At 40.2% G+C, this 26,777-nt stretch carries 27 protein-coding genes and 4 tRNA genes; 8 read left to right on the top strand and 23 right to left on the bottom strand.

Annotated features, from left to right (window positions below):
* Window positions 1-5: 5 nt before the first annotated feature.
* The 16 genes from rpsG to IE080_RS17635 all read right to left on the bottom strand — a co-directional run bounded on the left by rpsG (window position 6) and on the right by IE080_RS17635 (window position 14,398).
* A complete protein-coding gene (rpsG, locus tag IE080_RS17710) occupies window positions 6-473 on the bottom strand; it encodes a 30S ribosomal protein S7 (protein ID WP_189585942.1) in 468 nt (155 codons plus the stop codon).
* Window positions 474-492: 19 nt separating this feature from the next.
* On the bottom strand, window positions 493-900 hold the full coding sequence (gene rpsL / locus IE080_RS17705; RefSeq protein WP_189585939.1) for a 30S ribosomal protein S12: 408 nt from the start codon (window positions 898-900) through the stop codon (window positions 493-495).
* A gap of 101 nt (window positions 901-1,001) precedes the next feature.
* Window positions 1,002-1,319: a DUF3467 domain-containing protein gene (locus IE080_RS17700; protein WP_189585936.1), complete on the bottom strand. Its 318-nt coding sequence runs from the start codon at window positions 1,317-1,319 to the stop codon at window positions 1,002-1,004.
* Window positions 1,320-1,382: 63 nt separating this feature from the next.
* Complete coding sequence (gene rpoC / locus IE080_RS17695; protein WP_189585934.1) at window positions 1,383-5,693, bottom strand: DNA-directed RNA polymerase subunit beta'; 4,311 nt, start codon at window positions 5,691-5,693, stop codon at window positions 1,383-1,385.
* A 47-nt stretch (window positions 5,694-5,740) separates the two neighbouring features.
* A complete protein-coding gene (gene rpoB, locus IE080_RS17690) occupies window positions 5,741-9,616 on the bottom strand; it encodes a DNA-directed RNA polymerase subunit beta (protein WP_189585931.1) in 3,876 nt (1,291 codons plus the stop codon).
* Window positions 9,617-9,774: 158 nt separating this feature from the next.
* Entirely contained in the window at window positions 9,775-10,155 is a 381-nt protein-coding gene (rplL, locus tag IE080_RS17685; protein WP_189585928.1) for a 50S ribosomal protein L7/L12, read from the bottom strand.
* A gap of 53 nt (window positions 10,156-10,208) precedes the next feature.
* Entirely contained in the window at window positions 10,209-10,745 is a 537-nt protein-coding gene (rplJ, locus tag IE080_RS17680; protein WP_189585925.1) for a 50S ribosomal protein L10, read from the bottom strand.
* A 2-nt stretch (window positions 10,746-10,747) separates the two neighbouring features.
* Window positions 10,748-11,446, bottom strand: coding sequence for a 50S ribosomal protein L1 (gene rplA, locus IE080_RS17675; protein WP_189585922.1), 699 nt, complete (start codon window positions 11,444-11,446; stop codon window positions 10,748-10,750).
* A 10-nt stretch (window positions 11,447-11,456) separates the two neighbouring features.
* Window positions 11,457-11,900: a 50S ribosomal protein L11 gene (gene rplK, locus IE080_RS17670; protein ID WP_189585919.1), complete on the bottom strand. Its 444-nt coding sequence runs from the start codon at window positions 11,898-11,900 to the stop codon at window positions 11,457-11,459.
* A 3-nt stretch (window positions 11,901-11,903) separates the two neighbouring features.
* On the bottom strand, window positions 11,904-12,461 hold the full coding sequence (gene nusG, locus IE080_RS17665; RefSeq protein ID WP_189585916.1) for a transcription termination/antitermination protein NusG: 558 nt from the start codon (window positions 12,459-12,461) through the stop codon (window positions 11,904-11,906).
* Window positions 12,462-12,478: 17 nt separating this feature from the next.
* On the bottom strand, window positions 12,479-12,667 hold the full coding sequence (secE, locus tag IE080_RS17660; RefSeq protein WP_189585913.1) for a preprotein translocase subunit SecE: 189 nt from the start codon (window positions 12,665-12,667) through the stop codon (window positions 12,479-12,481).
* A 16-nt stretch (window positions 12,668-12,683) separates the two neighbouring features.
* Window positions 12,684-12,754, bottom strand: a tRNA-Trp gene (locus tag IE080_RS17655).
* A 112-nt stretch (window positions 12,755-12,866) separates the two neighbouring features.
* Window positions 12,867-14,054: an elongation factor Tu gene (gene tuf / locus IE080_RS17650; RefSeq protein ID WP_189585910.1), complete on the bottom strand. Its 1,188-nt coding sequence runs from the start codon at window positions 14,052-14,054 to the stop codon at window positions 12,867-12,869.
* Window positions 14,055-14,114: 60 nt separating this feature from the next.
* Window positions 14,115-14,186: transfer RNA gene (locus IE080_RS17645), tRNA-Thr, on the bottom strand.
* Window positions 14,187-14,215: 29 nt separating this feature from the next.
* Window positions 14,216-14,288, bottom strand: a tRNA-Gly gene (locus IE080_RS17640).
* 27 nt (window positions 14,289-14,315) lie between these two features.
* Window positions 14,316-14,398, bottom strand: a tRNA-Tyr gene (locus tag IE080_RS17635).
* Window positions 14,399-14,721: 323 nt separating this feature from the next.
* On the opposite strand from IE080_RS17635, the gene IE080_RS17630 reads away from it, so the two are divergent.
* Window positions 14,722-15,486 carry an SDR family NAD(P)-dependent oxidoreductase gene (locus tag IE080_RS17630; RefSeq protein ID WP_189585908.1) on the top strand — a complete coding sequence of 255 codons (765 nt, stop codon included), beginning with the start codon at window positions 14,722-14,724 and terminating at the stop codon, window positions 15,484-15,486.
* A 6-nt stretch (window positions 15,487-15,492) separates the two neighbouring features.
* A complete protein-coding gene (locus IE080_RS17625) occupies window positions 15,493-16,254 on the top strand; it encodes a M15 family metallopeptidase (protein WP_189585905.1) in 762 nt (253 codons plus the stop codon).
* A 114-nt stretch (window positions 16,255-16,368) separates the two neighbouring features.
* Here the strand turns inward: IE080_RS17625 and IE080_RS17620 are convergent, their stop codons facing one another.
* Together IE080_RS17620 and IE080_RS17615 are read right to left on the bottom strand one after the other, a co-directional pair.
* Entirely contained in the window at window positions 16,369-17,091 is a 723-nt protein-coding gene (locus IE080_RS17620; protein ID WP_189585902.1) for a head GIN domain-containing protein, read from the bottom strand.
* A 128-nt stretch (window positions 17,092-17,219) separates the two neighbouring features.
* Entirely contained in the window at window positions 17,220-18,599 is a 1,380-nt protein-coding gene (locus tag IE080_RS17615) for a TolB-like translocation protein (RefSeq protein WP_189585899.1), read from the bottom strand.
* Between the two features lie 92 nt (window positions 18,600-18,691).
* Here IE080_RS17615 and IE080_RS17610 point away from each other — a divergent pair, with 92 nt between their 5' ends.
* Window positions 18,692-20,551 carry a BACON domain-containing protein gene (locus tag IE080_RS17610; RefSeq protein ID WP_189585896.1) on the top strand — a complete coding sequence of 620 codons (1,860 nt, stop codon included), beginning with the start codon at window positions 18,692-18,694 and terminating at the stop codon, window positions 20,549-20,551.
* A 2-nt stretch (window positions 20,552-20,553) separates the two neighbouring features.
* Here IE080_RS17610 and IE080_RS17605 read toward each other — a convergent pair whose 3' ends face one another.
* The 3 genes from IE080_RS17605 to IE080_RS19660 form a co-directional block, all read right to left on the bottom strand.
* Entirely contained in the window at window positions 20,554-20,970 is a 417-nt protein-coding gene (locus tag IE080_RS17605) for an META domain-containing protein (RefSeq protein ID WP_189585893.1), read from the bottom strand.
* A 61-nt stretch (window positions 20,971-21,031) separates the two neighbouring features.
* Window positions 21,032-21,628 (bottom strand): N-acetyltransferase, encoded by a 597-nt coding sequence (locus IE080_RS17600; RefSeq protein WP_189585891.1) that lies wholly within the window; start codon window positions 21,626-21,628, stop codon window positions 21,032-21,034.
* Window positions 21,629-21,639: 11 nt separating this feature from the next.
* Window positions 21,640-21,771: a hypothetical protein gene (locus IE080_RS19660; RefSeq protein ID WP_262893065.1), complete on the bottom strand. Its 132-nt coding sequence runs from the start codon at window positions 21,769-21,771 to the stop codon at window positions 21,640-21,642.
* Between the two features lie 346 nt (window positions 21,772-22,117).
* Between IE080_RS19660 and IE080_RS17590 the strand changes: the two genes are divergently transcribed.
* Window positions 22,118-22,558 (top strand): very short patch repair endonuclease, encoded by a 441-nt coding sequence (locus tag IE080_RS17590; RefSeq protein ID WP_189585886.1) that lies wholly within the window; start codon window positions 22,118-22,120, stop codon window positions 22,556-22,558.
* 22 nt (window positions 22,559-22,580) lie between these two features.
* On the opposite strand, the gene IE080_RS19565 is transcribed toward IE080_RS17590, so the two are convergent.
* Complete coding sequence (locus tag IE080_RS19565; protein ID WP_229800718.1) at window positions 22,581-23,150, bottom strand: hypothetical protein; 570 nt, start codon at window positions 23,148-23,150, stop codon at window positions 22,581-22,583.
* Window positions 23,151-23,242: 92 nt separating this feature from the next.
* Here IE080_RS19565 and IE080_RS17580 point away from each other — a divergent pair, with 92 nt between their 5' ends.
* From IE080_RS17580 to IE080_RS17570, 3 genes are read left to right on the top strand one after another with little or no spacing between them, the layout of a single operon-like run.
* Window positions 23,243-23,449: a helix-turn-helix domain-containing protein gene (locus IE080_RS17580; protein WP_189585883.1), complete on the top strand. Its 207-nt coding sequence runs from the start codon at window positions 23,243-23,245 to the stop codon at window positions 23,447-23,449.
* 11 nt (window positions 23,450-23,460) lie between these two features.
* Window positions 23,461-24,846: an McrB family protein gene (locus IE080_RS17575; RefSeq protein ID WP_189585880.1), complete on the top strand. Its 1,386-nt coding sequence runs from the start codon at window positions 23,461-23,463 to the stop codon at window positions 24,844-24,846.
* Window positions 24,843-26,201, top strand: coding sequence for a 5-methylcytosine restriction system specificity protein McrC (locus tag IE080_RS17570; RefSeq protein ID WP_189585878.1), 1,359 nt, complete (start codon window positions 24,843-24,845; stop codon window positions 26,199-26,201). Before IE080_RS17575 ends, IE080_RS17570 begins: the two co-directional genes overlap by 4 nt.
* Window positions 26,202-26,208: 7 nt before the next feature.
* Here the strand turns inward: IE080_RS17570 and IE080_RS17565 are convergent, their stop codons facing one another.
* On the bottom strand, window positions 26,209-26,484 hold the full coding sequence (locus IE080_RS17565) for a hypothetical protein (RefSeq protein ID WP_189585875.1): 276 nt from the start codon (window positions 26,482-26,484) through the stop codon (window positions 26,209-26,211).
* Window positions 26,485-26,621: 137 nt separating this feature from the next.
* Here IE080_RS17565 and IE080_RS19655 point away from each other — a divergent pair, with 137 nt between their 5' ends.
* A complete protein-coding gene (locus tag IE080_RS19655; RefSeq protein ID WP_262893064.1) occupies window positions 26,622-26,753 on the top strand; it encodes a hypothetical protein in 132 nt (43 codons plus the stop codon).
* Window positions 26,754-26,777 lie beyond the last annotated feature (24 nt).

Genomic DNA, 26,777 nt, shown 5'->3' with positions numbered 1-26,777 from the left:
ATCAATTAAAATCTAAAGTGTGAGAATGCTTTATTGGCTTCAGCCATTCTGTGTGTATCATCTTTTTTCTTAACTGCCGCACCTTCACCTTTGGACGCGGAGATGATTTCACCTGCTAATCTATCCATCATAGTTTTCTCACCCCTTTTTCTGGCATAATTGATCATCCATTTGATGCCTAGGGACAATTTTCTTTCAGGTCTAACTTCCATTGGGACCTGGAACGTAGCACCACCAACTCTACGACTCTTCACCTCTACAGCGGGAGTAATATTGTTAAGCGCTTTTTTCCAAACCTCAAGACCGTTCTCACCTACTTTTTGTTCAACCTTCTCGATTGCATCGTAGAAGATTTTGTAAGCAATACTCTTCTTACCATCTACCATTAGACAGTTAACGAACTTTGTTACCAAAGTATCATTGAACTTCGGATCAGGAAGAATATATCTCTTCTTTGGTTTCGCTTTTCTCATTTCTTTGTAATGTTTTTAATTATTTCTTTTTGCCTGTTGCAGCAGCTGGAGCTCCTGGCTTAGGTCTCTTAGCACCGTACTTGGAGCGACCTTGCTTACGGTCTTTTACTCCTGCAGTATCCAATGCACCTCTGATAATGTGGTAACGTACACCTGGTAGATCCTTCACACGACCACCTCTGATCAATACGATCGAGTGCTCTTGCAAATTGTGACCCTCTCCTGGAATGTAGGCATTCACCTCTTTACCATTCGTCAATCTAACCCTGGCCACTTTTCTCATCGCTGAGTTTGGCTTCTTAGGGGTGGTAGTGTACACTCTGGTACATACACCACGTCTTTGAGGACATGCATCCAAAGCTTTTGACTTGGATTTGGTCTCTAGGACGTTTCTACCTTTTCTTACTAACTGTTGTATAGTAGGCATTAACTGATAGATTTATAAATACTTCCTTTAAACTTGTAAATTTTGGACTGCAAAGGTAGGGAAATCAGTAAAACAAACAAAATTAAGCTGTTATATTTTTATTAAGCCTCCCCAAAGTTACCCCCAAAATTCATGGGAAATCCTGGTGCTTCCTGTCCAATTGGTATCTTCCCGAATGCTTCTTCGTACTTACCGATATTATCTTTCAAAGCCGCCAATAACCTTTTGGCATGATCGGGGGTCATGATAATGCGTGATTTTACCTTGGCCTTAGGTACACCTGGCATCAGACGGATAAAATCAATAACAAATTCTGAATTGGAATGAGCTATCATCGCTAAGTTAGAGTAAATACCCTCCGCTACCTCTTCGGTCAACTCCACATCTATTTGTTGATTCGGTTGATTATTTTGGTCCATATCATATAGGGATTAAAAAAGGCCTGTACGTAAATACAGGCCTTTCAATAATTAGACGTTTATTTATTTAACAGCCTCTTTTGATTTTCTGGCTGAACGTTCTCTTTCAGTAGACATGCGCTCCATATCTTCCAAGGAACCGACAATCATGCTTTGGAACTTACGCTGACCCGTACCTGCAGGGATTAAGTGACCTACAATTACGTTTTCTTTCAGACCCAATAGCTCATCGCGCTTACCTCTGATAGCCGCCTCGGACAATACTTTCGTAGTTTCCTGGAATGAAGCAGCAGAAATAAAGCTTTCTGTACCCAAAGATGCCGCAGTAATACCTTGCAAGGTTGGCTTGGAAACCGCAGTTTCAGCATCTCTTACTTGTACCAATTTCAGATCCTTACGCTTCAAACTGGAATTTTCATCCCTCAACCTTCTCGCTGTAATGATCATACCTGGCTTTAAGGTAGAAGAATCACCCGCATCCATAACCACTTTCTTATCCAAGATATTATCATTCTCTTCACGGAATGACCACTTATCTACAATTTGTCCTTGTAAGAAGTTAGTATCACCTGCATCCAAGATTTCAACTTTTTGCATCATTTGGCTTACAATCACCTCAATGTGCTTATCGTTGATTTTCACACCTTGAAGTCTGTATACCTCCTGAATCTCATTCACCAAGTACTCCTGCACCGCAGTAGGCCCTTTGATGGATAGGATATCATTAGGAGTGATTGCTCCATCGGACAATGGCTCACCAGCTCTGATGAAGTCATTTTCCTGTACAAGAATGTGCTTAGATAGAGAAACCATGTAACGCTTCTTCACTCCATCTCTGGATTCGATGAAGATTTCACGATTACCACGCTTGATACCTCCGTAAGTTACCACACCGTCGATTTCAGATACCACCGCAGGGTTGGATGGGTTTCTGGCCTCAAACAATTCAGTCACTCGTGGAAGACCACCCGTAATATCTCTTGTCTTACCAACAGAACGAGGGATTTTTACCAAAATTTGACCAGCTTTTACTTTTTCACCAGCTTCAACAGCTAAGTGAGCACCTACTGGAATGTTGTAGCCCTTGGAGTCTTCTCCATAGTTTACTACTACTGCAGGGTTTTTGGTTTTATCCTTCGTGTCGATGATTACTTTCTCTCTAAAGCCTGTCTGATCATCGGCAACTTCTTTATATGTGATACCTTCGATGATTGCATCGAATTCTACTGTACCATCAAACTCGGAAAGGATAACCGCATTATATGGATCCCAAGTACATAGTGAATCACCTTTAGTGATTTTCTGTCCATCTTGTACGTTCAACACCGCACCGTAAGGAACGTGATTGGATACAAGTGTTTTACCTGACTTGGCATCGTTGATCTTGATTTCTCCGGATCTACCCATGACGATGGATACTTTTTCTCCATCCTTGTTAGTAGTCTCGATCCATCTCAATTCTTCTTCAAATTCTACAACCCCGTCAAATTTCGCATTGATGCTTGCTTCAACGGAGATGTTGGAAGCAGTACCACCCACGTGGAATGTTCTCAAGGTCAACTGTGTACCTGGTTCACCAATAGACTGTGCCGCAATAACACCTACCGACTCACCTGACTGTACCATTGCGCCGGTAGCCAAGTTACGTCCATAACACTTCGCACACACACCTCTTCTGGTCTCACATGTCAATACTGATCTGATTTCAACTTCGTCAATAGCTGACTCATCTACTTTCTTAGCGATTTCTTCTGTGATTTCGATACCGGATGGAATCAACAATTCTTCGGAAATCGGATCGTAAACATCGTGAACAGATACTCTACCCAAGATTCTTTCAGAAAGTGGCTCTACAATTTCGTCATTGTCTTTCAACGCAGAAACTACCAAGCCTCTCAAGGTACCGCAATCTTCTTCAGAGATAATCATATCCTGAGCTACGTCCACCAAACGACGGGTCAAGTAACCAGCATCGGCAGTTTTCAAAGCGGTATCTGCAAGACCTTTACGAGCACCGTGTGTAGAGATAAAGTACTCCAATACATCCAAACCTTCTTTAAAGTTGGAAAGGATTGGGTTCTCAATGATCTCACCTACGGAACCTTGCAAGTTTTTCTGTGGCTTAGCCATCAAACCTCTCATACCACCTAACTGACGGATTTGTTCTCTCGAACCCCTTGCACCGGAGTGCATCATCATGTAGATGGCGTTGAAGCCTTGCTTATCTTCTTCCATTTGCTTCATCAAGATGTTGGTCAAATGGGAGTTGGTTCTTGTCCAAATATCAATTACCTGGTTGTAACGCTCGTTGTCAGTGATAAGACCCATGTAGTAGTTGCTGGAGATTTGCTCCACCTCTTCTTTGGCCTTATTTACCAAGACATCCTTATCTTCAGGGATAATTACGTCGTTCAGACCCATGGACAATCCACCTTGATAAGCCATTTGGAAACCTAGGTGCTTGATATCATCCAAGAATTGAGCTGTACGGGCAATTCCACAGATTTTTACAACTTCTGAAATGATTTGCTGAAGTTTTTTCTTCGTCAACAATTCGTTAACGTATCCTACTTCTTCAGGAACATATTGGTTAAAGATCAAACGACCTGCTACCGTATCGATGATTTTCTCTTCGATTGTTCCATCTTCATTTCTCACTTTCACTTTACACTTGATGTGCGCGTGCTTGGAGATTTCACCTTCATTCAAGGCAATGATTACCTCTTCTTCCCCATAGAAAGTCATTCCCTCACCTGCAACAGGCTCTTCTGGAGTTGACTTTTTACCTTTGGTTACGTAATAAAGACCCAATACCATGTCTTGAGATGGTACTGTAATCGGTGCACCGTTGGCAGGGTTCAAGATGTTATGAGCAGATAGCATCAAGGTAGAAGCTTCCAAAATAGCCTCATGTCCTAATGGAACGTGAACGGCCATTTGGTCACCGTCAAAGTCAGCGTTGAAGGCAGTACACACCAATGGGTGCAACTGAATAGCTTTTCCTTCAATCAACTTCGGTTGGAATGCCTGGATACCCAATCTGTGAAGCGTTGGAGCACGGTTAAGCAACACAGGGTGTCCTTTCAACACGTTTTCCAAGATATCCCAAACTACCGGATCTTTTCTATCTACTATTTTCTTTGCAGATTTTACTGTCTTCACAATACCTCTTTCAATCAACTTACGGATGATGAATGGTTTGAAAAGCTCAGCAGCCATATTTTTAGGCAACCCGCACTCATGCAATTTCAATTCTGGACCTACTACGATAACCGAACGACCGGAGTAATCCACACGCTTACCAAGCAAGTTTTGACGGAAACGACCTTGCTTACCTTTCAACATATCAGAAAGGGACTTCAATGCTCTGTTACCATCTGCTCTTACAGCGTTAACTTTTCTTGAGTTATCGAATAGGGAATCAACAGCTTCCTGCAACATCCTTTTTTCGTTTCTCAAGATTACTTCTGGAGCTTTGATATCGATCAGACGCTTTAAACGATTGTTACGGATGATTACTCGTCTGTACAAATCGTTCAAATCGGAGGTAGCAAATCTACCACCATCCAAAGGCACCAATGGTCTCAACTCTGGTGGAATCACAGGAACCATACGTACCACCATCCACTCTGGACGGTTTTCGATACGAGTTCTAGCATCTCTGAAAGCTTCAACGACTTTCAGGCGCTTCAAGGCTTCTGCTTTTCTCTGCTGAGAAGTATCAGTAGCAGCCTGATGCCTCAAGCTGTACGAAAGATCATCTAAATCCAGGCGCGCAAGCAACATTTCGATCGCTTCTGCACCCATCTTAGCGATAAATTTGTTTGGATCATCATCATCAAGCATATGGTTTTCCTTCGGAAGCTTGTCCATGATATCCAAATACTCGTCCTCAGTCAAAAAGTCTAGGTACTGAACACCGTCCTCAGCCTTGATACCAGCTTGAACAACAGCATATCTTTCATAGTAAACAATCTGATCCAATTTCTTGGTAGGCAAACCTAGCAAGTAACCGATTTTGTTAGGAAGTGACTTGAAGTACCAGATGTGTGCTACAGGAACCACCAATTCGATGTGTCCCATACGCTCTCTACGTACTTTTTTCTCAGTCACTTCAACACCACAACGGTCACAGATAATGCCCTTGTATCTTATGCGCTTGTACTTACCACAATGACACTCCCAATCTTTCACAGGACCGAAAATACGCTCACAGAACAAACCACCCATTTCAGGCTTGTAGGTTCTGTAATTGATTGTTTCGGGCTGCGTTACTTCACCGTGTGAACTATCCAGAATGGATTCTGGAGAGGCCAAACTAATGGTGACTCTGGAGAAGTCGTTGTTTAGTTTTTTATTTTTTCTGAACGCCATAATTGTTGAAGAGTATGTTAAGGGCCTTGCGGCCCATTTTTTTTGAATTAATCTAAGGTGATTTCAAGAGCCAAGCCTCTCAATTCATGAACCAATACGTTGAATGATTCTGGAATATTTGGCTTAGGAAGGTTTTCACCTTTTACGATAGCCTCGTATGCTTTCGCTCTACCTACCACGTCATCGGATTTCACTGTCAAGATCTCCTGCAATACGTGAGAAGCACCGAAGGCCTCCAAAGCCCACACTTCCATCTCTCCAAATCGCTGACCACCAAACTGGGCTTTACCACCCAATGGCTGCTGCGTGATCAAAGAGTATGGTCCGATGGATCTTGCGTGCATCTTGTCATCAACCAAGTGACCCAATTTCAACATGTAAGCAATACCTACAGTTACCGGCTGATCAAACATCTTACCGGACAAACCATCATAAAGATACGTTCTTCCGTAAGCTGGCAATCCAGCAGCATCCAATTCGGCAGCTACTTCTTCCATAGTCGCACCATCGAAGATTGGAGTAGCGTACTTCTTACCTAGTTTGTAACCGGCCCAAGCTAGAACTGTTTCGTAGATCTGACCGATGTTCATTCGAGAAGGTACCCCTAGCGGATTCAATACGATATCCATTGGTGTTCCATCTTCCAAGAATGGCATATCCTCATCACGTACGATTCTAGCAACGATACCCTTATTACCGTGACGACCGGCCATCTTATCACCTACTTTAAGCTTACGCTTTTTAGCGATGTAAACTTTAGCCAATTGTACAATACCTGCAGGTAATTCGTCACCTACTTCAAGGGTAAATTTGTCTCTCTTGAATCTACCCGAGATTTCATTTCTAGAGTTCACATAGTTTTTAACCAACTGCTGAACCAATGAATTCACGCGTGCATCTTCTGTCCAATCATCCAAGATGATATCGGAGATCAAATTAGCCTCTTCAGGTACGTTATAGTTAGACTCATCTCTGTATGGGTTTTTAGCAGGGAATAAGTTTTGCTCAATATTCTTTGCGTTAAACTTCACACCTTTAGAGATGATCTCATCACCAAATTTATGTCTTACTCCACTGGAAGTCATGCCATCCAATAGCGTAATCAATTTGTTGATCATACGTGCACGGATGCCTAATAAGTCTTTTGCATACTTGCTCTTCAACTTCTCAACTTCAGCTTTCGCCTTCGCACGAAGATCTTTATCTTTCTTAGGTCTAGAGAACAATTTGGTCTCAATAACCACACCATTCAAAGAAGGAGAAGCTTTCAAAGAAGCATCTTTCACATCGCCTGCCTTATCACCAAAGATTGCACGAAGCAATTTCTCTTCTGGAGTTGGGTCAGTCTCTCCTTTTGGAGTGATTTTACCGATGATGATGTCACCTTCTTTTACTTCAGCACCTACACGGATGATACCATTTTCATCCAAATGCTTCACTGCTTCCTCAGATACGTTAGGGATTTCAGAAGTCAATTCTTCCTCACCTCTCTTGGTATCTCTTACTTCCAACTGAAATTCTTCGATGTGAATAGACGTAAAGATATCTTCACGTACCACTCGCTCGGAAATTACAATCGCATCCTCAAAGTTGTATCCTTGCCAAGGCATGTAAGCAACTCTCAAGTTCTTACCCAAAGCAAGCTCACCTTTATTAGTAGAATAACCTTCTACCAATACCTGACCTTTAGTCACGCGATCACCTTTCAACACCAATGGAGTCAAGTTGATCGTAGTATCTTGGTTGGTTCTTCTAAACTTGATCAAGTTATAGGTTTTGTATTCATCGCTGAAGTTTACCAACAACTCATCATCTGTTAAGTCATACTTGATGGTGATTTTGTTAGCATCTACGTACTCTACCACACCGTCAGCTTCCGCCAATACCAATGCTCTAGAGTCTCTTGCTGCTTTACCTTCCAAGCCTGTACCTACATAAGGAGATTCAGGTCTCAACAAAGGCACTGCTTGGCGCTGCATGTTAGATCCCATCAAGGCTCTGTTTGCATCATCATGCTCCAAGAATGGAATCAAAGAAGCCGCAACAGATACAATTTGATTAGGAGCTACGTCCATGTAATTGATCTCTTGTGGAGTCAAAACTGGGAAGTCACCTTCTAAACGTGCTTTTACTCGCTCGTTGATAAAGTTACCACTGTCATCCAATGGTGCATTTGCCTGGGCGATGTTATTATTATCTTCCTCTTCTGCGGTCAAGAATACAATATCATTCGCATTCATGCTCACTTTGCCACCCTCTACTTTTCTGTAAGGAGTTTCCAAGAAGCCCATGGAATTGACTTTTGCATGCACACACAGAGAGGAAATCAAACCGATGTTTGGACCTTCCGGAGTTTCAATCGTACATAGACGACCATAGTGCGTGTAGTGAACGTCACGAACCTCAAAACCAGCTCTTTCACGGGAAAGACCACCTGGACCCAAGGCAGACAATCTTCTCTTATGGGTCAATTCAGCCAATGGGTTGGTCTGATCCATGAATTGAGAAAGCTGATTGGTTCCAAAGAAAGAGTTGATCACAGAAGAAAGTGTACGTGCATTGATCAAGTCAACAGGTTTGAAGTCTTCGTTGTCACGTACGTTCATACGCTCACGAATAGTTCTGGACATTCTCGCCAAACCTACTCCAAACTGACTGTACAACTGCTCACCTACTGTACGAACCCTTCTATTAGAAAGGTGATCGATATCATCAACTACTGCTTTGGAGTTGATCAAACCGATCAAGTACTTCACAATGCTAATGATGTCTTCTGTAGTCAATACAATTTTCTCAGAATCAATATCTAATCCTAATTTTTTGTTGATTCTGTAACGACCAACTTCTCCTAGATCATAACGCTTATCAGAGAAGAACAATCCGTGGATTACTTCTCTTGCAGTAGCCTCATCCGGAGCTTCAGTATTTCTTAATTGACGGTAGATTACCTCAACCGCTTCTTTCTCCGAGTTGGAGTTATCTTTTTGAAGCGTATTGTAGATAATGGAGAAGTCAGCCACATTCACATCTTCTCTGTGAAGAATGATGGACTTAGCTCCTGAATCTAAAATCAATTCTATATCTTCTTCAGTTAAGATGGAATCTCTTTCCAATAGAACTTCATTTCTATCAATAGAAACCACCTCACCGGTATCTTCATCCACAAAGTCTTCTACCCATGTTTTCAACACACGAGCAGCTAATTTTCTGCCGGCAATTTTCTTAAGGCTTGTTTTGTTAGCCTCAATCTCTTCAGAAAGGCCAAACAAGTCCAAGATTTCTTTATCAGAACCATAACCGATCGCTCTTAAAAGCGTGGTTACTGGGAATTTTTTCTTACGGTCGATGTATGCATACATGACATTGTTGATGTCTGTCGCAAATTCAATCCAACTCCCTTTGAAAGGAATAATTCTGGCAGAATAAAGTTTGGTTCCGTTGGTATGCTTCGATTGAGCAAAAAATACACCTGGAGATCTATGCAACTGAGAAACGATTACGCGTTCCGCTCCATTGATCACGAAAGAACCTTTTTCAGTCATGTAAGGAAGATTACCCAAGAATACTTCTTGCTCGATAGTTTCGAAATCTTCATTATCCTCATCATGACAAAGCAACCTAAGTTTAGCTTTTAAAGGCACTGAGTAAGTCAAGCCTCTATCTATACACTCTTCTACAGAGTATTTTGGTGGATCTACCGCGTAGTCAATAAATTCAAGGGTAAAGTTTTCTCGTGAGTCACTTATAGGAAAGTTCTCAGAAAACACCTTAAATAAACCATCCTGTCTTCTTCTTTCGGCAGGAGTATCCAATTGGAAAAAATCTTTGAAAGATTGTAACTGGATATCTAGGAAATCAGGATAGTCTTTGACTACCTTAATAGATGAGAAACTTTTCCTTTCGGTTTGATTCTGGATAGCCAAGGCAGTTTTTGTTTTAGTGATAATTTTTAACCAAATACGACAATTGTCGCTAGAAATAGTGCAATTTTAATCCTGAGCACAAACAGGAAAAGACCTGACTCATCAAGTCAGGTCTATCTTCATAACCTTAACCTACAATCAGGCAAAGGTTAATCAAATTATTTTACTTCTACTTCAGCTCCAGCTTCTTCTAGAGACTTTTTCAAAGCATCAGCTTCGTCCTTAGCAACGCCTTCTTTCACAGCTTTAGGAGCACCATCAACTAATTCTTTTGCTTCTTTCAAGCCAAGACCAGTCAATTCTTTCACAAGCTTTACTACTGCTAGTTTCTGAGCACCAGCAGATTTCAAGATAACGTCAAATGAAGTCTTTTCTTCAACTTCAGCAGCAGCACCACCACCAGCACCAGGAGCAGCAACAGCTACAGCCGCAGCAGCTGGTTCGATACCGTAATCTTCTTTAAGGATATCAGCTAACTCTTTTACCTCTTTTACAGTCAAGTTTACCAACTGATCAGCAAGTTGTTTAAGATCTGCCATTGTATTAAATATTTAAATTGTTGATTTTTTTACTAATTGATTTTATAAATTGATTATTCTCTCTCAGAAAGTGTTTTAACAAGTCCTGCGATAGTATTTGGTCCACTCTGAAGAGCAGATACCAAGTTGGTCATTGGAGACTGTAGCAAGCCGATAACATCACCAATAAGTTCATTTTTAGACTTAAGGTTCGATAACAACTCTAGATTTTCTTCTCCAACAAATACATCTGAATCGATGTAAGCACCTTTGAATACTGGACGCGTTTCTTTCTTACCACGTTTCTTTCTGAAATCTAAAAGAACTTTTGCAGGAAGATTTCCAACCTCTTTTGAAAACAAAATACCGGAAGAACCTTTCAATACTTTTGCAGCGAAATCGCTGTAATCGCCTTCTAAGTTTTCCAATGCTTTTGCAATCAAAGTGTTTTTGTACACTTTGTACTCAATTCCTTTTTCGTAACAAGTTCTTCTGAAAGCATTAACGTCAGCTACTGAGAATCCTGCTGCATCTGTAATGTAGAAGTAAGGAGTCTCTTTGAACTTCTCGGTAAGACCTTCGATTATTTGTAATTTCTCTTCTCTAGTCATGATTAAATACCTTGAATGCTACCCTTATCTACTTTAACACCAGGAGACATTGTACTTGATAAGTGAATGCTCTTGAAATATGTACCTTTAGAAGAAGCAGGCTTCAACTTAGAAATAGTAGCGATAAGTTCTTTTACATTGTCCTGAATTTGTTCAGGAGTAAAGGAAACCTTACCAATACCAGCGTGAATGATACCAAATTTATCTACTTTGAAATCAATCTTACCAGCTTTAACTTCTTTCACAGCTTTACCAACCTCTAAGGTTACAGTACCTGATTTTGGGTTAGGCATCAAGCCTCTTGGACCCAAAACTCTACCTAGTCTACCGACCTTTGCCATAACGTTTGGCATAGTGATGATAACATCAACATCTGTCCAACCGCCTTCAATTTTGGCAATGTAATCGTCTAGACCTACATGATCTGCACCAGCTTCTTTTGCTTCTTGTTCCTTGTCAGGAGTACAAAGTACAAGTACTTTTACATCCTTACCAGTTCCATGCGGAAGAGCTACCACACCTCTCACCATTTGATCAGCTTTACGAGGATCAACGCCCAAACGAACGTCTACATCCACAGAAGCATCAAATTTAGTCAATGTGATATCTTTTACGATTTGAGAAGCATCCTCTAAGGAGTACTGCTGGCTTGGGTCGTACTTAGAAAGAGCTTCTTTTTGCTTTTTTGTTAACTTAGCCATAGTGTTTTATTTATTCCTCCCAAGGGGCTTTTCCAGAAACAGTGATACCCATACTTCTAGCGGTACCTGCAATCATTTTCATGGCAGATTCCACTTTGAAAGCGTTTAAGTCAGGCATCTTCACTTCAGCAATCTCTTTTACTTGATCCCATGTTACGGAACCTACCTTTTTTCTGTTTGGCTCAGCAGAACCAGCTTTTACTTTCGCAGCCTCGATCAGCATATTTGCAGCTGGAGGAGTTTTTACAACGAACTCAAAAGATTTGTCAGAAAAAACAGTAATCAAGACAGGCAATACATGACCCATTTTTTCTTGGGTACGGGCATTGAATTGCTTACAGAACTCCATAATGTTCAAACCCTTGGAACCAAGAGCAGGACCTACCGGAGGTGAAGGATTAGCCTGGCCACCTTTCACTTGTAATTTCACATAACCAGTGATTTCCTTAGCCATTTCTTAATCTTGTTTTTCTACTTGTATAAAGTTTAATTCGACAGGAGTATTTCGTCCGAAAATCTTAACCATAACGTTAAGTTTTTTCTTATCTTCAAATACTTCCTCAATTGTACCAGAGAATCCACTAAAGGGACCGTCCATTACTTTTACGGTTTCCCCGACTATAAATGGAGTATCTAATTTCTCAGCAAACTCATCAATCTCTTCAACACGACCTAAAATCCTGTTGACTTCTGATTGTCGTAATGGTTCAGGGGTTTTGGAAGCTCCCCCCTGGTTTGATCCAAGAAATCCGATTACACCCGGTATGCTTGTAATTACGTGATTAGCCTCACCATAAGCGAGATCCGCATGAACTAAGACGTATCCAGGAAAGAAGTTCTTCTCTCTGACACGTTTTTTTCCATTACGCATTTCGTAAACTTTCTCGGAAGGAATCAAAACCTCGGGAATATAATCCTCAAGTTTGTTGCGGACAATTTCATTATCCAAGTAAGACTTGGCTTTTTTCTCTTGCCCAGCTACCACCCGTAGTACGTACCACTTATGTTCAGCCATCAGTAAATTTTATGCGATTAGAATAAATCGTAAAACCACTTCATCAAATTTTCGAAGCCCAGATCTATCACACCTATAACTAAGGCAAAGATCAAAGAGGCTACCAGCACCAAAACAGCACTGTTTTGTAGAAACGAATAAGAAGGCCAAGTGACCTTGTTCTTCATCTCATCTATCGATTCTATGACAAAATTTTTAACGTTCATGGTTTTACTCTATTTGCACGGGCAGAGAGATTCGAACTCCCATCAACGGTTTTGGAGACCGCTATTCTGCCATTGAACTATGCCCGTAGATTATTTATACCCCAAAAGGGACTGCAAAAGTATTGATAATACCTTTAAGAAACAAATGCGATCCCAAAAATTTTCAGGATCGCATTTGAAATTTATGCTTAATTATGGATTAGTCCAAAATTTCAGTTACCTGACCAGCACCTACAGTTCTACCACCTTCACGGATAGCGAAACGTAGACCTTTTTCCAAAGCAACTGCGTTAAGCAAGTTCACTTCGATAGTAACGTTATCACCTGGCATAACCATTTCTACGTTCTCAGGAAGTTTGATCTCACCAGTTACGTCAGTAGTTCTTAAGTAGAACTGTGGACGGTATTTGTTGAAGAATGGAGTATGACGACCACCTTCTTCTTTAGAAAGTACGTAAACCTCAGCGTTGAAGTGAGCGTGTGGCTTCACAGAACCTGGCTTACAGATAATCATACCTCTTCTGATTTGAGACTTTTCAATACCTCTCAACAATAAACCAACGTTGTCACCAGCTTCACCTCTGTCAAGGATCTTACGGAACATTTCAACACCAGTTACAGTTGACTTAAGGCCTTGAGCACCCATACCGATAATATCTACAGGGTCACCAGAGTTGATAACACCTCTTTCGATTCTACCAGTAGCTACAGTACCACGACCAGTAATAGAGAATACATCTTCAACAGGCATCAAGAAATCCTTGTCTACCAAACGCTCAGGAAGTGGAATGTGTGTATCTACAGCATTCATCAATTCCATAATTTTCTCTTCCCACTGAGGCTCACCGTTCAAACCACCAAGGGCAGAACCAGCGATTACAGGAATATTGTCACCGTCGAAATCGTAGAAAGAAAGCAATTCTCTAACTTCCATTTCAACTAGTTCTAATAACTCAGGATCATCAACCATATCCACTTTGTTCAAGAACACAACAAGTGCAGGTACACCTACCTGACGAGCAAGAAGGATGTGCTCTCTTGTTTGTGGCATTGGTCCGTCAGTTGCAGCTACTACTAGAATAGCGCCATCCATCTGAGCAGCACCAGTTACCATGTTCTTAACGTAGTCAGCGTGACCTGGACAGTCTACGTGTGCGTAGTGTCTAGACTCAGTTTGATACTCTACGTGAGAAGTGTTGATTGTGATACCTCTTTCTTTTTCTTCTGGAGCGTTGTCGATAGAAGAGAAATCTCTTAGTTCAGAAAGACCTTTTTTGGCCAATACTGTTGTAATGGCAGCAGTCAAAGTTGTCTTTCCATGGTCTACGTGACCAATCGTACCTACGTTAACGTGTGGTTTGGAACGGTCAAAGGTTGCTTTTGCCATGTGTGAAAATCCTCTGTTTTAGTTAAAGATATAGATAAGTAAATTTTTCTATGTTTTCAGAGCCAACGACGGGATTTGAACCCGCGACCCCTTCCTTACCAAGGAAGTACTCTACCCCTGAGCTACGTCGGCTTAAACTTAGACATGCTATAAAAGCATAGAGCGGGAGACGAGGCTCGAACCCGCGACCTGCAGCTTGGAAGGCTGCCGCTCTACCAACTGAGCTACTCCCGCTTTTAAAATAATCATCAAATTATTTTGTGGGGGAAACAGGATTCGAACCTGTGAAGACATAAGTCAACGGATTTACAGTCCGTCCCAGTTGGCCGCTTTGGTATTCCCCCAACTGATTTCGCTAAGATTTCTGTGTTTTAGATGTCTTAACGGATGGCAAAATTATACCCTTTTCTTAAACATTCAAAATTCTATCAAAAATTTTCAAATGAATTTTCTCTCAATACGAATAAGTATTACAAAATCAGCCCATTAATTTTCAAAATGTAAGAAAAAACCTTCAAAATCACTTATCCATTACCTCCTACCATTCAGTTACTCCTTATGAAAAAGTAAGAATTACAGTGCTGTTTTTAAATCCTTGGATATTTTTGTACTTTAATCCTGTGTTTCAAACCGTCTCACATATAAATAGTTCACTGGCCTATCCACCATGTCTAGAAAAATCGCATTAATCACAGGGGCGACCTCCGGTATCGGCTGGTCCACTGCCCTTTCATTGGCACAAATCGGCTATAATATCATCGCAACCGGCAGACGCCTCGAGCGACTTCAAGAATTAGAGAAGGAACTCCGACTGGAAGGTGCAGATTGTATCAAGCTTTGTTTTGACATCCGGGACAAAGAGGATGTGAAAGAAGCCTTGGCTACATTACCCGAAAATTGGAAAGCGATTGATGTTCTGGTTAATAATGCGGGCAATGCCCATGGACTAGACCCTATTCATCAGGGAAGTTTAGAGGACTGGGATGCCATGATGGATATCAATGTCAAAGGACTCCTATATGTATCCAAAGAAATTATGCCTTGGATGATTGCCCGGCAACAAGGTACGATCGTGAATATTGGTTCGATTGCAGGAAAAGAAGTCTATCCCAATGGGAATGTATATTGCGCTTCCAAACATGCAGTTGACGCTATTACCAATGGTATGCGTATGGACTTGAATCCATTCGGCATCCGAGTGATTGGTGTTCACCCAGGTTTAGTGGAGACAGAATTCTCCTTAGTCCGCTTCAAAGGCGATAGTGAACGTGCCAAAACCGTATATAAAGGATACCAACCCCTAAGCCCGGAAGATATTGCCGAAACCATCGCTTTTGCTGTAAGCAGACCTCCACATGTGGTCTTAGCAGATATTATTATGCTGCCCACAGCGCAGGCATCTGCTACTGTTATCAAGAAAAACCTTTCCTAAGCTCCTATGAATACTCCTGTCCGCACCATCATTCTTCTTTTCCTGACGCTTCACCTTGCTTGTGAAAGCAAAATGACCGAAACCACAGCCACCGGTGTAGACTTCAATGATTTGGTCAGTATAGGAGATGAACAGTTTCAAATCATAGATCAGGTAGGAGAATTGGAGCAAAGTCTAATTGATGCAGGCTTGGTGGACGTAGAAGCTGTTATTCCAGGTATTTATGTAGACCTCAAATATTCAACTGAAGATAACTTCTTCGGGAAGGATGTTTATGGAGATCTATACCGTTGCTACGTACAGCCCATCGTAGCTGAGATGCTAAAAAAAGCCCATCAAAAATTAAAAGAGGATCATCCCGAACTCACCTTCTTGGTTTATGATGGTGTCCGCCCTGTACGGGTACAGCAGATTCTATGGGACAACTTAGACAAACCTGACAGCATTAAGCCATTGTACGTAGCAGATCCCAAAATTGGAGGTTTACATAATTACGGAGTTGCTGTAGACCTGACCTTAGCCTATCAAGAAACTGGGGAGGCCTTGGATATGGGCACACCTTTTGATTTCTTTGGATACCCAGCTTATCCAGACCGAGAACAACAAATGCTCCGTGAAGGCAAAATCACCCAAGAACACATCACCAACCGGGAAATCCTTCGCAAAGTCATGAAGCATGGAGGATTTACAGGCATCGGTTCTGAATGGTGGCACTTCAATGCCTTTTCTAGAAAAGAAGCGGCAGAAAGGTTTGGGCTCGTGAAGTGAGCCTGACAAGCTTATGATCTGAGACGAGATGTGAGACGAGAAGTGAGAGGCGAGAAGCGAGCGAGATGTGCACTGTAATAGTGAGACTGTTCTCTGTTCACCCCTCACTACTCACTAATTTCTATTCACCTTTCCTATCCCTGAAACTTTCTCATGGACCACCGTCGGGTTTCCTTTGTAGGACACGGTGCCAATGCCACTCATATCCAAGGATAACTCCCCTGTACAATGAATGGAAACTGCCCCTATCCCACTGCTTTCTACCTGACAATCCTTGGCCATCAATTTGGACGCATCGATATTTCCTACCCCCTCATTTTTCAACAGCAAGCGTTCCGTATCGCCTGTCAACTGCATTTTCCCAACAAAATTCAACACAGCCTCCACGGAATTAGCATCCAAATCCAATTCTATATTCCCTACTCCATTACCTGAAATTTTGAAATCTCTCACACCCAAACGCTGCGTGGATTTGACTTGGCCTGCACCGTCAAACTTCAATTGCTCCAATTGATTCACTGTGAGGCTGATTTTGAGATCATTGGTCAACTTCACATCTTCTTTGGGACGCTTGAGGGAAATTGTCAGCACATCTCCGGATTGGGATACCTCCACTTTTTCTACCAAGCTCTCGTCTCCACTGATTTCTATCGATGGATTATCCCCTTGAGCAATATACACATCAAAAGCACCCTTGAGCACCAATTGGGTAAAGTCAGCTAAGGCCATATCTTTTGCCCCCATTTCTCCTGTAAATTCTTTCTCTTTTATCTTAAAATCACAGGCAGATACCAACAGTAGAAGTGCCAGCATCCCTTGAATAGCATACATTTTCATAGTGGGTTGTTTTAAATTGATACAAAATTGTCCTTAATCGAACATTTTAGAAGTTTTTCAGGATTACTCCATTGGAATATACTGAAAATCAAAAAAAAACAAGCCACCTAAGAAGAAAATAAACAAATTCAATTGATCGGAACAGTTAAAATGGACCAAGAGAAGCGATTGTTTTCTTGATTTCTGCCCTTTTCAATCAGATACATTTTATCCTCTTGGGAATTGACAAAAGCGAAGGGAATTTCCGTATGGTAATATTGCACCTCCCCATTCACCATGCGAGATTGTCTCGGAAGGGTCACATTCAGCTCCTGTCGGTAATCCGAAGCATTGAAAACAGTAAAGGAGGGCTGTATATTGCTTAGAAACATCCGATCTATATTTTCATCCCGAACGGTATAAATAAGCGGTTTGCGCTTTCCAGGTATTACCGTCACAAAAGGGGTGGATCCGGGAAATTTAGTCACGTATCTCAAATCCCAGACCTGCTCTTCACTGAACTGATGAACATTTCCTGTTCGGGTAAAAAATCGCGTACCCGTCCGATCAAACCAAACCTTTCCTCCAAATCGATGATCCCCATGATAAGGAGAATCATATAGTAATCGTGGCCAACCTCCTTCTATTTTAAACTTATATACATCATCGGGCATTGTGGAAGTACTAGCTAAGAGTAAATATTCACCACTTGGATGCATGCTAATATTCGCATTGCTGTAAATGCGCGCATTATAGGCATAATCTGCCTCCGAGCCTTGTAAATTGACTGCATAGATATGTGAATGCTGTTGCTGGGAGTCGGTAATGTACACCCAATCATTGGAACCCAATAGTAGGTCATGGATAGGAAAAGGAACACTCTTCCGCTGAATCAACTGTCCAGTCGGTAATTCTAAGTATGAAAATGCCGACTCATGTCCTACTAAAATACGGTTTCCCGTTGCATCGATTGAAAGTTTGGACCCTTGGATTTCCAATACAATAGTTTGTAAATTTTTCCCATCAGGATCCATCATCAAGAGTCTGCGATTACTCGCCAAAGCCCAAATTCGATTGAGGTTGGGATCGTATACTGCATCCAAAATTTCATCTTCCAGCATCCATCTCCCAGCTTGTGGCGCTAATATTCTGACTTCTATTTCCCTAGCAACGGTATTTCCAGACTTAAGAATCAACAGTTCCGACCGAAGCGCTCCATCAGAACCAACAGAAAGCCAGCGAACATCCACTTCCTGAACGCCATTTGCTGCCAAGATTCCTCCAAAAGGTGAAACCAACACATCTTCAGATAAACTCTCTAAGGACCAATTGACAGGGTAATTACTGGTATTGATGATTTGGAGCTTTTTAGTTTCATCTGGATCTTCAAAGACTAAGACATTATGACTGACGTCTAATCTATCCGGTCCCTCCAAAGACTCACCCATAGGACCGCATGCCAAGATGACTCCTAAGAAGAGTAAACTGCACCAGAAAGAAGCGCAAAATGAAGTTTTAGAAAAATTCATAGCTGGGAAATAAAATTTTTTATAATCGAATGCGGTAAATATAGTTACAATAGTGATACATTTGGATTCCCAGACAAATAAAATTCATTCCCATGCGCTTACAAATTATTCGTTCCCTGTTCTTCCTTTCATTGCTCTCTTTAGTACTGGCTTGTGATGAAGAAGGTAATCAACCCAAACAATTTGGTCAGTTGATTGGAATTATCAGTAGCGAAGAGGGACTGAAAATCGATGGAGCGCAGGTGGAAATCAAAAATTCAAGCTTTTCCCGGACAATCCAAAGCAATTATGAAGGGCGGTACAACTTTGAGCGTATCCCTGTAGGTGAGTACGAACTTTCGATCAGTGCCGCCTCCTATATTTCGAGCACCGTTTCGGTCACGATTGTAGAAAATATTGTCACAGAGCGAAATGTAAGTTTGGAATTAGGAACAGTCATACTAGAAGTAGACAAACAAACTTTTGAAGCCAATATCAAGGATGGGGTTTCTTTTGTTGCGGTCACCTCCAATGCCTCTTGGGTAGCTAGTACTGCTGTAGATTGGATTAATCTGGAAGAACCAAATGGGCAGGGCAATAGAAACCTCAATTTCATTTATACAGCTAACCCTGGTGATGAGCCTCGAGAGGGGATAATTGAAATCAAGGCCGGAAATGAAATCCGAAAGGTCACCATCAAGCAAGCTGCCCCGATAAATATCAAAAAAATCACGCCGATTTTTGGGGAAGAAACCAGTCAACGGGTAGCTGCCTTCGAAATTGAATTTACAGGACCTATCAAAGACCTAGATTTACGCCCCATCATCACTTGGTGTCAGCATAATTTTTCACCCGTCACCATCAATGCAGCCCGTACAAAAATTACGTATTCTTACAGCTGTGGGCGAGCAGGTGGCAGCTACCCATTTACCATCGAATACAAAGATGACATGAACAATGGGTATACTAAAAACATTCATATCAACTACTTTGATGAATCCCTACCTTTCGAAGGCTTAGTCATATCCACGGCTATGGTACCTGGCAAAGATCAGGTTTGGATGCTTACCGAAAGACCTTCCCGACTGCATTTTATCGATCTGGTAGATTTTAAACTTCTCAAAAGCATAGCCCTCCAATCGGAACAACCTTCTCACGTCAGTTACAACCCCTTCAATCAACAAGTCTATGTGGCTTCGATGGACGGACGCATTCAGGTCTTCAACAGTGCCACAGGCAATCTCAGCAGTAGCATCACACTCCCTCCTGTTCCCTTTCAGCCGCATGATAATTATTATGTCCATGAAATGGCATTTACCACGGCTGGAAAAGCTGTCATGGAACTGTATCAGGTGGGTAGCAGCGGAATCACATGGTTTACCTTAGATAGCCAACAGGGAAATGCCGTTGCTAACCACCCTAGGAAAGGCTGGGAAAATGATGAAATCTATGAGACCAACTTTCCACGCAGCAATGGAGTGGATAAAAATGTGTACTTCTATGGGATTGGAGGAGACATGAGAGGGCTGATGAAGTTCGACGAACAATTGAATCAATTAACCACCATCGCCAGCGGTGTAAATGATCCGATGATTCGAAACATGTTTATGGACCGTATGTCCGAGCGCTTTGTCTTGTTTGATGGAGATACCTATGTAGTAGATAAAGGTAACCGCATTGATTTGGGATTTTTAGGTTACTCCTTTATCCGGGTGGAATTTTGCAGAAGCTGTAGCAGTAATCAGGTGCTGTTGATTCATGGCACCGGCAATCATCTTTTGGATTTTTATGATTATGGACAGAAACAGGTCCAAAAAAGATTTTCAACAGGGCCAACTGCTTGGAATCGACTCTATCATAGCTTGGATGGGAAATATATCAGCTTTGAAGCCAATGATTATGAGCAGATTCCAGGAACAGAAAACCTACGAGGGAAACTAGTCAGAATTTCTTTAGAGAGTATGAATCTCTAAAGCTAATTATTAGCTTCCACCCTTCTCAGACGATAGGTATCCACGAGGTTATCGTTGGAGCGTTGGAGGATGTACTCCCCACCCACCCTACTCAAGCGGAAGGATCCCGAAAGAATCAAACTCCAATCAAAGTCAGCGGTAAAGAAGCAGGCATTTTCGAAGGTAATATTCCCTCCCGAGACGGTAAACGTACCATTACAGATAACCGGGTAGCGATTGGGACCACCAGACCCCGAAAAGCTATTGCCTTCTAAAATCAGGCCCACATTGGCCACTCCTTCAGATTGTCCGTTCACGGTTCGTTCAAAAGTCCCTGCGAATTGTCCCTGCATACTTGTTGGGTCTACGTTTTCTGTGGGATTACAGGACCAAGCGGTCATTACCAGTCCGACTATGGCCCATAGCATCAAATGTTTCATTGGAATTGGAAGTTACGATAATAAGACGGAAAAACAGGTTCGGATGTCTTGGAATAAGGAATTATTTTGCGAGTAATTCAATGAGATCGTAATACATCAATCTAGTTTTGACGGGCCTATCATTAGAAACACCCGTATACTGACGCTCTTGTGCCTCATCTCCAAATAAAAATTTAAAACCATTACTTTGATAATATTTTAATGGATCGTCTTCATCATAGGCATCCACAACAATAAAGCGGCATCCAGTTTTATTCCCAGGATCAATAAACCATGACTTGATAAAATCCATAAGCTCTTTACCTATACCCCTCTTTTTAAACAATATATTTACACCAAGTCTTCCAATTAATACTGCAGGATAGCTTCTAAATTGTTTAACACGAGGTATTTGCTTATTGACATTTTTTTTCCGACTATTAGGCAAAAAATTCACTTTAATACTATCATTCGAAATAGAAAAAGCACAAACAATAGTTTTAGGATCTTCATCTAATAGAAAACAATATGATTTGCCTAGAAGCTGCGAGGAATAATCTAAAACATCATTTTGGAAAAAGTCATTTAGATCATGATGCCCACAATCGAATTGATTTGCATTTTTCAAAATCTCCTCATTCAAAAGAGAAAAAGTACAATTTTCTAACAAAAACCCCAAAATTCAATTATTTACATCATTTTTGCTTTTTTTAAAATAGCACGCGCTCTTTTCAACTCATTACTGAAATCCACAGTAGCGCTTTTTGTGATAGCTTTTTCAGCCATTTCAACAAAATTTTGAGCTTCCTTTTCCTTTAACACAGGAATACTCTTGATAGTCAGGGCCATATAATTATTGATAATTGATTACAAAATTCATCAAACTATCCCAATTAAACAAATCTCAAATTATCTCCAAAAGAAATAAGTTTATGTGTATACCCAAAAAATTATTACTGTATCTTCAATTTAACTTTAAAATCTGAAAGATTTATATTTCCCATATCCACAATCCTTTATGGTAACAAATTCACGGAGGAAGAGTAACCATTAAGAAGTGAAGAAACATTAAGATAGCACAAGCCTTAATTACCTTAATGGTTACCAACCCATGACAAAAAAGCCCCAACCACCCACTATCAAACCCTAACCTGAACCAAAAATTAGTGTGCCGAGGTTTTCGGAGGCAGAGGGCTTTTATACCACGCCCCAGCGCTCCTTCAATATGTCAAGGATCAAGGGCAAGAATACCCAACCTGAAAAACTGCTCCGAAAGGCACTTTGGCATGCGGGAGTCAGGTACAGGAGCAATAAACAAAAACTCCCCGGCAAGCCTGACATCAGCCTGATCAAATACAAGCTGGTGATCTTTATAGACGGTTCCTTTTGGCATGGGCATGATTGGGAAAACAGAAAGGAGACGATCAAATCAAACCGTGACTTTTGGATTCCTAAAATCGAACGAAATATGCAGCGTGACAGGGAAATCAACGATTATTACCAATCCAAAGGCTGGACTGTGCTGCGGTTTTGGGATTTTGAGGTCAAGAAGGAATTGGGGATGTGTGTGAAAAGGGTGGTGGATGTATGGAGTGGATTACATTTGTAATAAACCGTAGCTTTCCAATACCTCAGATTTCATATCCTTTTTCAATCCCTTCCAAAAATTCCTTGAAATCTCTTTTATCAGTAACACCTTCTTCTGTCCATTCAAACTCCTCAAATTCATGCCATTCATGGTCAATCTCAGGGTCATAAGGATGATATTGTAATCTCGGCAATTTCCACTCTTGCGGAACAAAAAACTCATTGGAAATCAATTTCTGCCTCAACTGTTCTGATGCTTTTAGAGGTGTAATAAAATCAGGATTTGCAAAAACAACGTATCCGAACTGCTTGTAATTTGCTCCGTCCCTATATAGGTAATTTAACTTTAGATTTAAAGGTTTCTTTCCATGCCCAATCGGTATTTGATTTAAATATTCATCCAAATCACTTTCGGAATCAAATGCAGCGAGGGGTTCTTTACCAATTTCAAAAAACAGGATCAAGTCAACCAAACTTTCAAAAATCCTAAAATGATTTCCTTCAAAATTGTACACATAGACTTGTTTGCTTTCCTCGAACCTTGCCAAGTTTAAAATTTCTATTGATCTGGAAGGAGAAAGGTATTCTGTGGTAACGGGGATGATTTTGTTCATATTGAATAAGTTTCAAATCAAATATACAACAAAATAGCTTTTTGTAGACTATAGTCCGTGGCACAATAAGCCACATTTTTTCAGATTGCAATATGGACATCAAAGTAGCTTATGGCGAGAAAGTAAAAGCCATTAGAAAAAGTCAGAATATATCTCAGGAAAAACTCGCTGAACTGGCTGAGTTGGACCGAACATATATTTCTGATATTGAAAATGGTAAAAGGAATGTTTCAATCGAAACGGTCTATAAAATCGCCAAAGCGCTAGATAAGCCAATGGTTAGTTTTTTTGAGTTTTAATTTTTGAAAAAATGATACAAGACGTAATTACTTTAATTGAAGAATGGGCTGCTGAATTTGGTGCTAATAATGAAAATGAGTTCTCCAAATCTTACATTTTAAGAGAAAATATAAAGCCAGATGTCTTAAAAGATAATGGAGCATATTTCGGTTTTATCCATCCCGATGAAGAAACATCAGGAGCATATCATGATTATTCTTTTGTTATTTTCCCTACTGAAGAGCACAAACCATGGGTTGTATCTTTTTGTGTTGGCTCGAGTAATTTTAAAAGAGATTACGAATTGGCAAGTCGTCCTGGGTTAAAGAGGCTATTTACAAAGCTAACCAACAATGACGGTTATTGCTCAACTGATTTTACAAATACTACTTCCTCTCTTCCTTCAAGCTTTAGTAAAAATTCAAAAATTCAGCATTTATCGCGGACTATTGGGAAATATTCACAAGTAATTAATTGTTGTCAAATTATTGACAATCCTCTTAATGAAGAAGGGAAAAAATATATTAAAGGTTTCTTAGCTGCCTACGCTAAAATAAGAGAATGGCCAACAAATTCACAACATAGAAACGCTGTTTCAAATGCGTTAAAACCATTCCTAAAAGAGGATAAAGTAAAAGATTTAGAAACTATTCAAAAGTTAATTAAAGAAAGAAAATTTGTTATTCTCCAAGGCCCACCCGGAACTGGAAAAACTACCCTAGCAAAAGAAATTGCAACCAAATCTTCGGCAAAAAACTTCTTCACTCAGTTTCATGCTGAGACCACGTATTCTGACTTCATTTATGGTATTAGACCTAATCTTAACAGTGGTAATCTTTCATATGAAGGCTCTTTGGGCAATCTAGCTGAGGCAGTATCTTATGCAAGAGATAATCCAAAAGAAGATATAGTTCTTGTCATCGATGAAATAAATAGAGCTAACCTTTCTAATGTCTTGGGACCTGTTTTTTACCTCTTTGAACATAAAATGAAAGAAGCAGACGTATCCATTAAAGTTGCTCCTGGTTTAGAAATAAAACAGCTACCATCGAATTTCTATGTGATTGCAACTATGAATACAGCAGATAGAAGCTTAGCTGTGGTTGATTTTGCGCTAAGAAGACGTTTTGCATGGTATACTGTTAAACCGAAACCTATTTTATCTTCAAATTTTTATAAAGATGACTTCAATAAAATTGCTGAAATTTTTGACTGGCATGCTACATCTAATGAGTTGAATCTTCAGCCAGGCCAAGGTTACTTTATTGCTGAATCAGAAAATGAAATTGAAAATAGAATCAGATATGAAATTTTTCCTCTGATTAAGGAGTATATTCAAGAGGGTTTGCTGACTTCTGCAATTGAAGAGTTCAATAGTTATTTTATTGATAGGATTAACCAACCACTTTTCGAATGACTAAAGACCAAGGGTTATTTCATGAAATTCCTTGTTTAACTGAAAGATCTTCAACTATCAGCGGTAAGGAATTACAGAAAAAGGTTTTTAAAGGAGCCGATAAAAGGATCATTGGCCATTATTTGCAAAAATTTATCCAATACAATTCAAAATTATTCAGCTTTTTGGGAATAGAAGCTAAAATCGAAGGTTCGGATCTAAATGCATCTATTTTTTTTAAAACTTCTGAATTCATTGGTACCATCCCACTTAGAGCCCCTGATACAGGAAAACAGATAGGCGATTTTGTTGTTTCCCCTAGGTTTACAGGAACTAACAGATTTGAGGAGTATGTCGAAATTTTGGACTTACTGGGTGATGAAATTAGTCCTCAATTCATTGATAGTCTCCCATTAGCGTCCAAAAGAGCTTTTAGACCACCGCTATATTTAGAAGCTGTAAAATTTATATCAGCTTTAGAAAAACTAGTTAAACAACATTGGAGAAAATTTGACAATAAGGAAATTCAATCATACCAACCAAGTGGTCAAGTAAACTGGAATAAATATGCAAACCAAAGTTTTAAAGTTGAACAAAGACTAATTTACCCGACAAGAAAAAATTTTTTAAGCGAATTCCACTCGGAGTTTAGTGAAATCAGATTTGTATACGACTTGTGCAAATCAGAATTATTAAGCTCCAACACACCAATAAGTATTAGGTCCTCAATTTCAAAAAGAATTTCATTTTTGGATGAAAAATTATATTTCCAAAAGCCTAAAATCACCTCAAAAATTCAAATAACGAATGCAGATGGTGTGACGATAAAAGAAGCAAAGCATATTGGAAATAGAATTCTAAATTTCAATTTAATCGATGGGACAGCATGGAGAGTAGACTTTGCTGATGTTTTTGAAAAGTTTATTCAGCAGATCTTTAAAGAAGTAGCCAAATCGATAGGCGGTAAATTTATACCCAATCTAAAGATCTACTCTAATTCTAAAAAGAGATTCCAGTGGAGCTTAAATAACTTAGAACCAGACGGAGTCTTACTAAAAGATGATCAAGTGATATTTATAGATGCAAAATATAAATCTCATCTCTATAATAAATTTGATCAAAGCGAGACGTTAAAGGAAGATCATAGAAGAGACCTGCATCAAATTCTAGCTTACAGTTCCTTTAACGATGCTAAGAACAAATCTGGTTTTTTATGTTATCCTTCCAATAAAATAGAACTCTCAAAAATTGAATATGATTTTTCTCAATTAGGATTTTGCAATCACGTCCTGATGCTAGGAGTCCCCTTTAGGAAATCAATTATTCCTGAAACCAAAAATCTTATTATCGAAAATCTAGAATTACTAAATCTTTAAAAAATACTCACACCCCCTCCACCACAATCCCTCCAAAATGATGCTCCGCAGCTACGCAGGGGATTCCTTGGATATAGCAGATGGTACTTGTGTAAGACTCTCCGGTATCCTTATATGCTCCCTGACAGCCATGACCAAACATGGCGACATTAAAAAAGTCTACCGGCCTTCCTTCCTCATCTGTCATATGTTCCCTACAATCATGGCACACATAACGGGGATACCTTGACGAATAATCCACTTCCTGCTGACATACATGACAATACTGTTTCGGCTTTTCCATAAGCTTGATTTTGTTTGCATTACTAAGTTCGCTCAAAAGGGATAGTTATAAAAATAATTGACAGCTATTGTCGGGGTTTAATTATCAATAGAAAATTTACCATATTGGCTTCTTGAAAACTTCAAAATCTTTGAGCTATGAAATCACTAAAAAAAATACTTTATGCGATTTTCACCATCTTGATCATCAGTGTAGATTCCGATGATCTTGACCACCGATCCGGCTATCTTGACCACCCTTTGATCAAGGGTATTCAGTTACCGTTTTAATGGCGATTAAAGTTATCGTTTTTT

The organism is Mongoliitalea lutea (genome assembly GCF_014652135.1).
Lineage (GTDB): Bacteria > Bacteroidota > Bacteroidia > Cytophagales > Cyclobacteriaceae > Mongoliitalea > Mongoliitalea lutea.
This window is presented reverse-complemented; position numbering and strand designations above follow the sequence as displayed.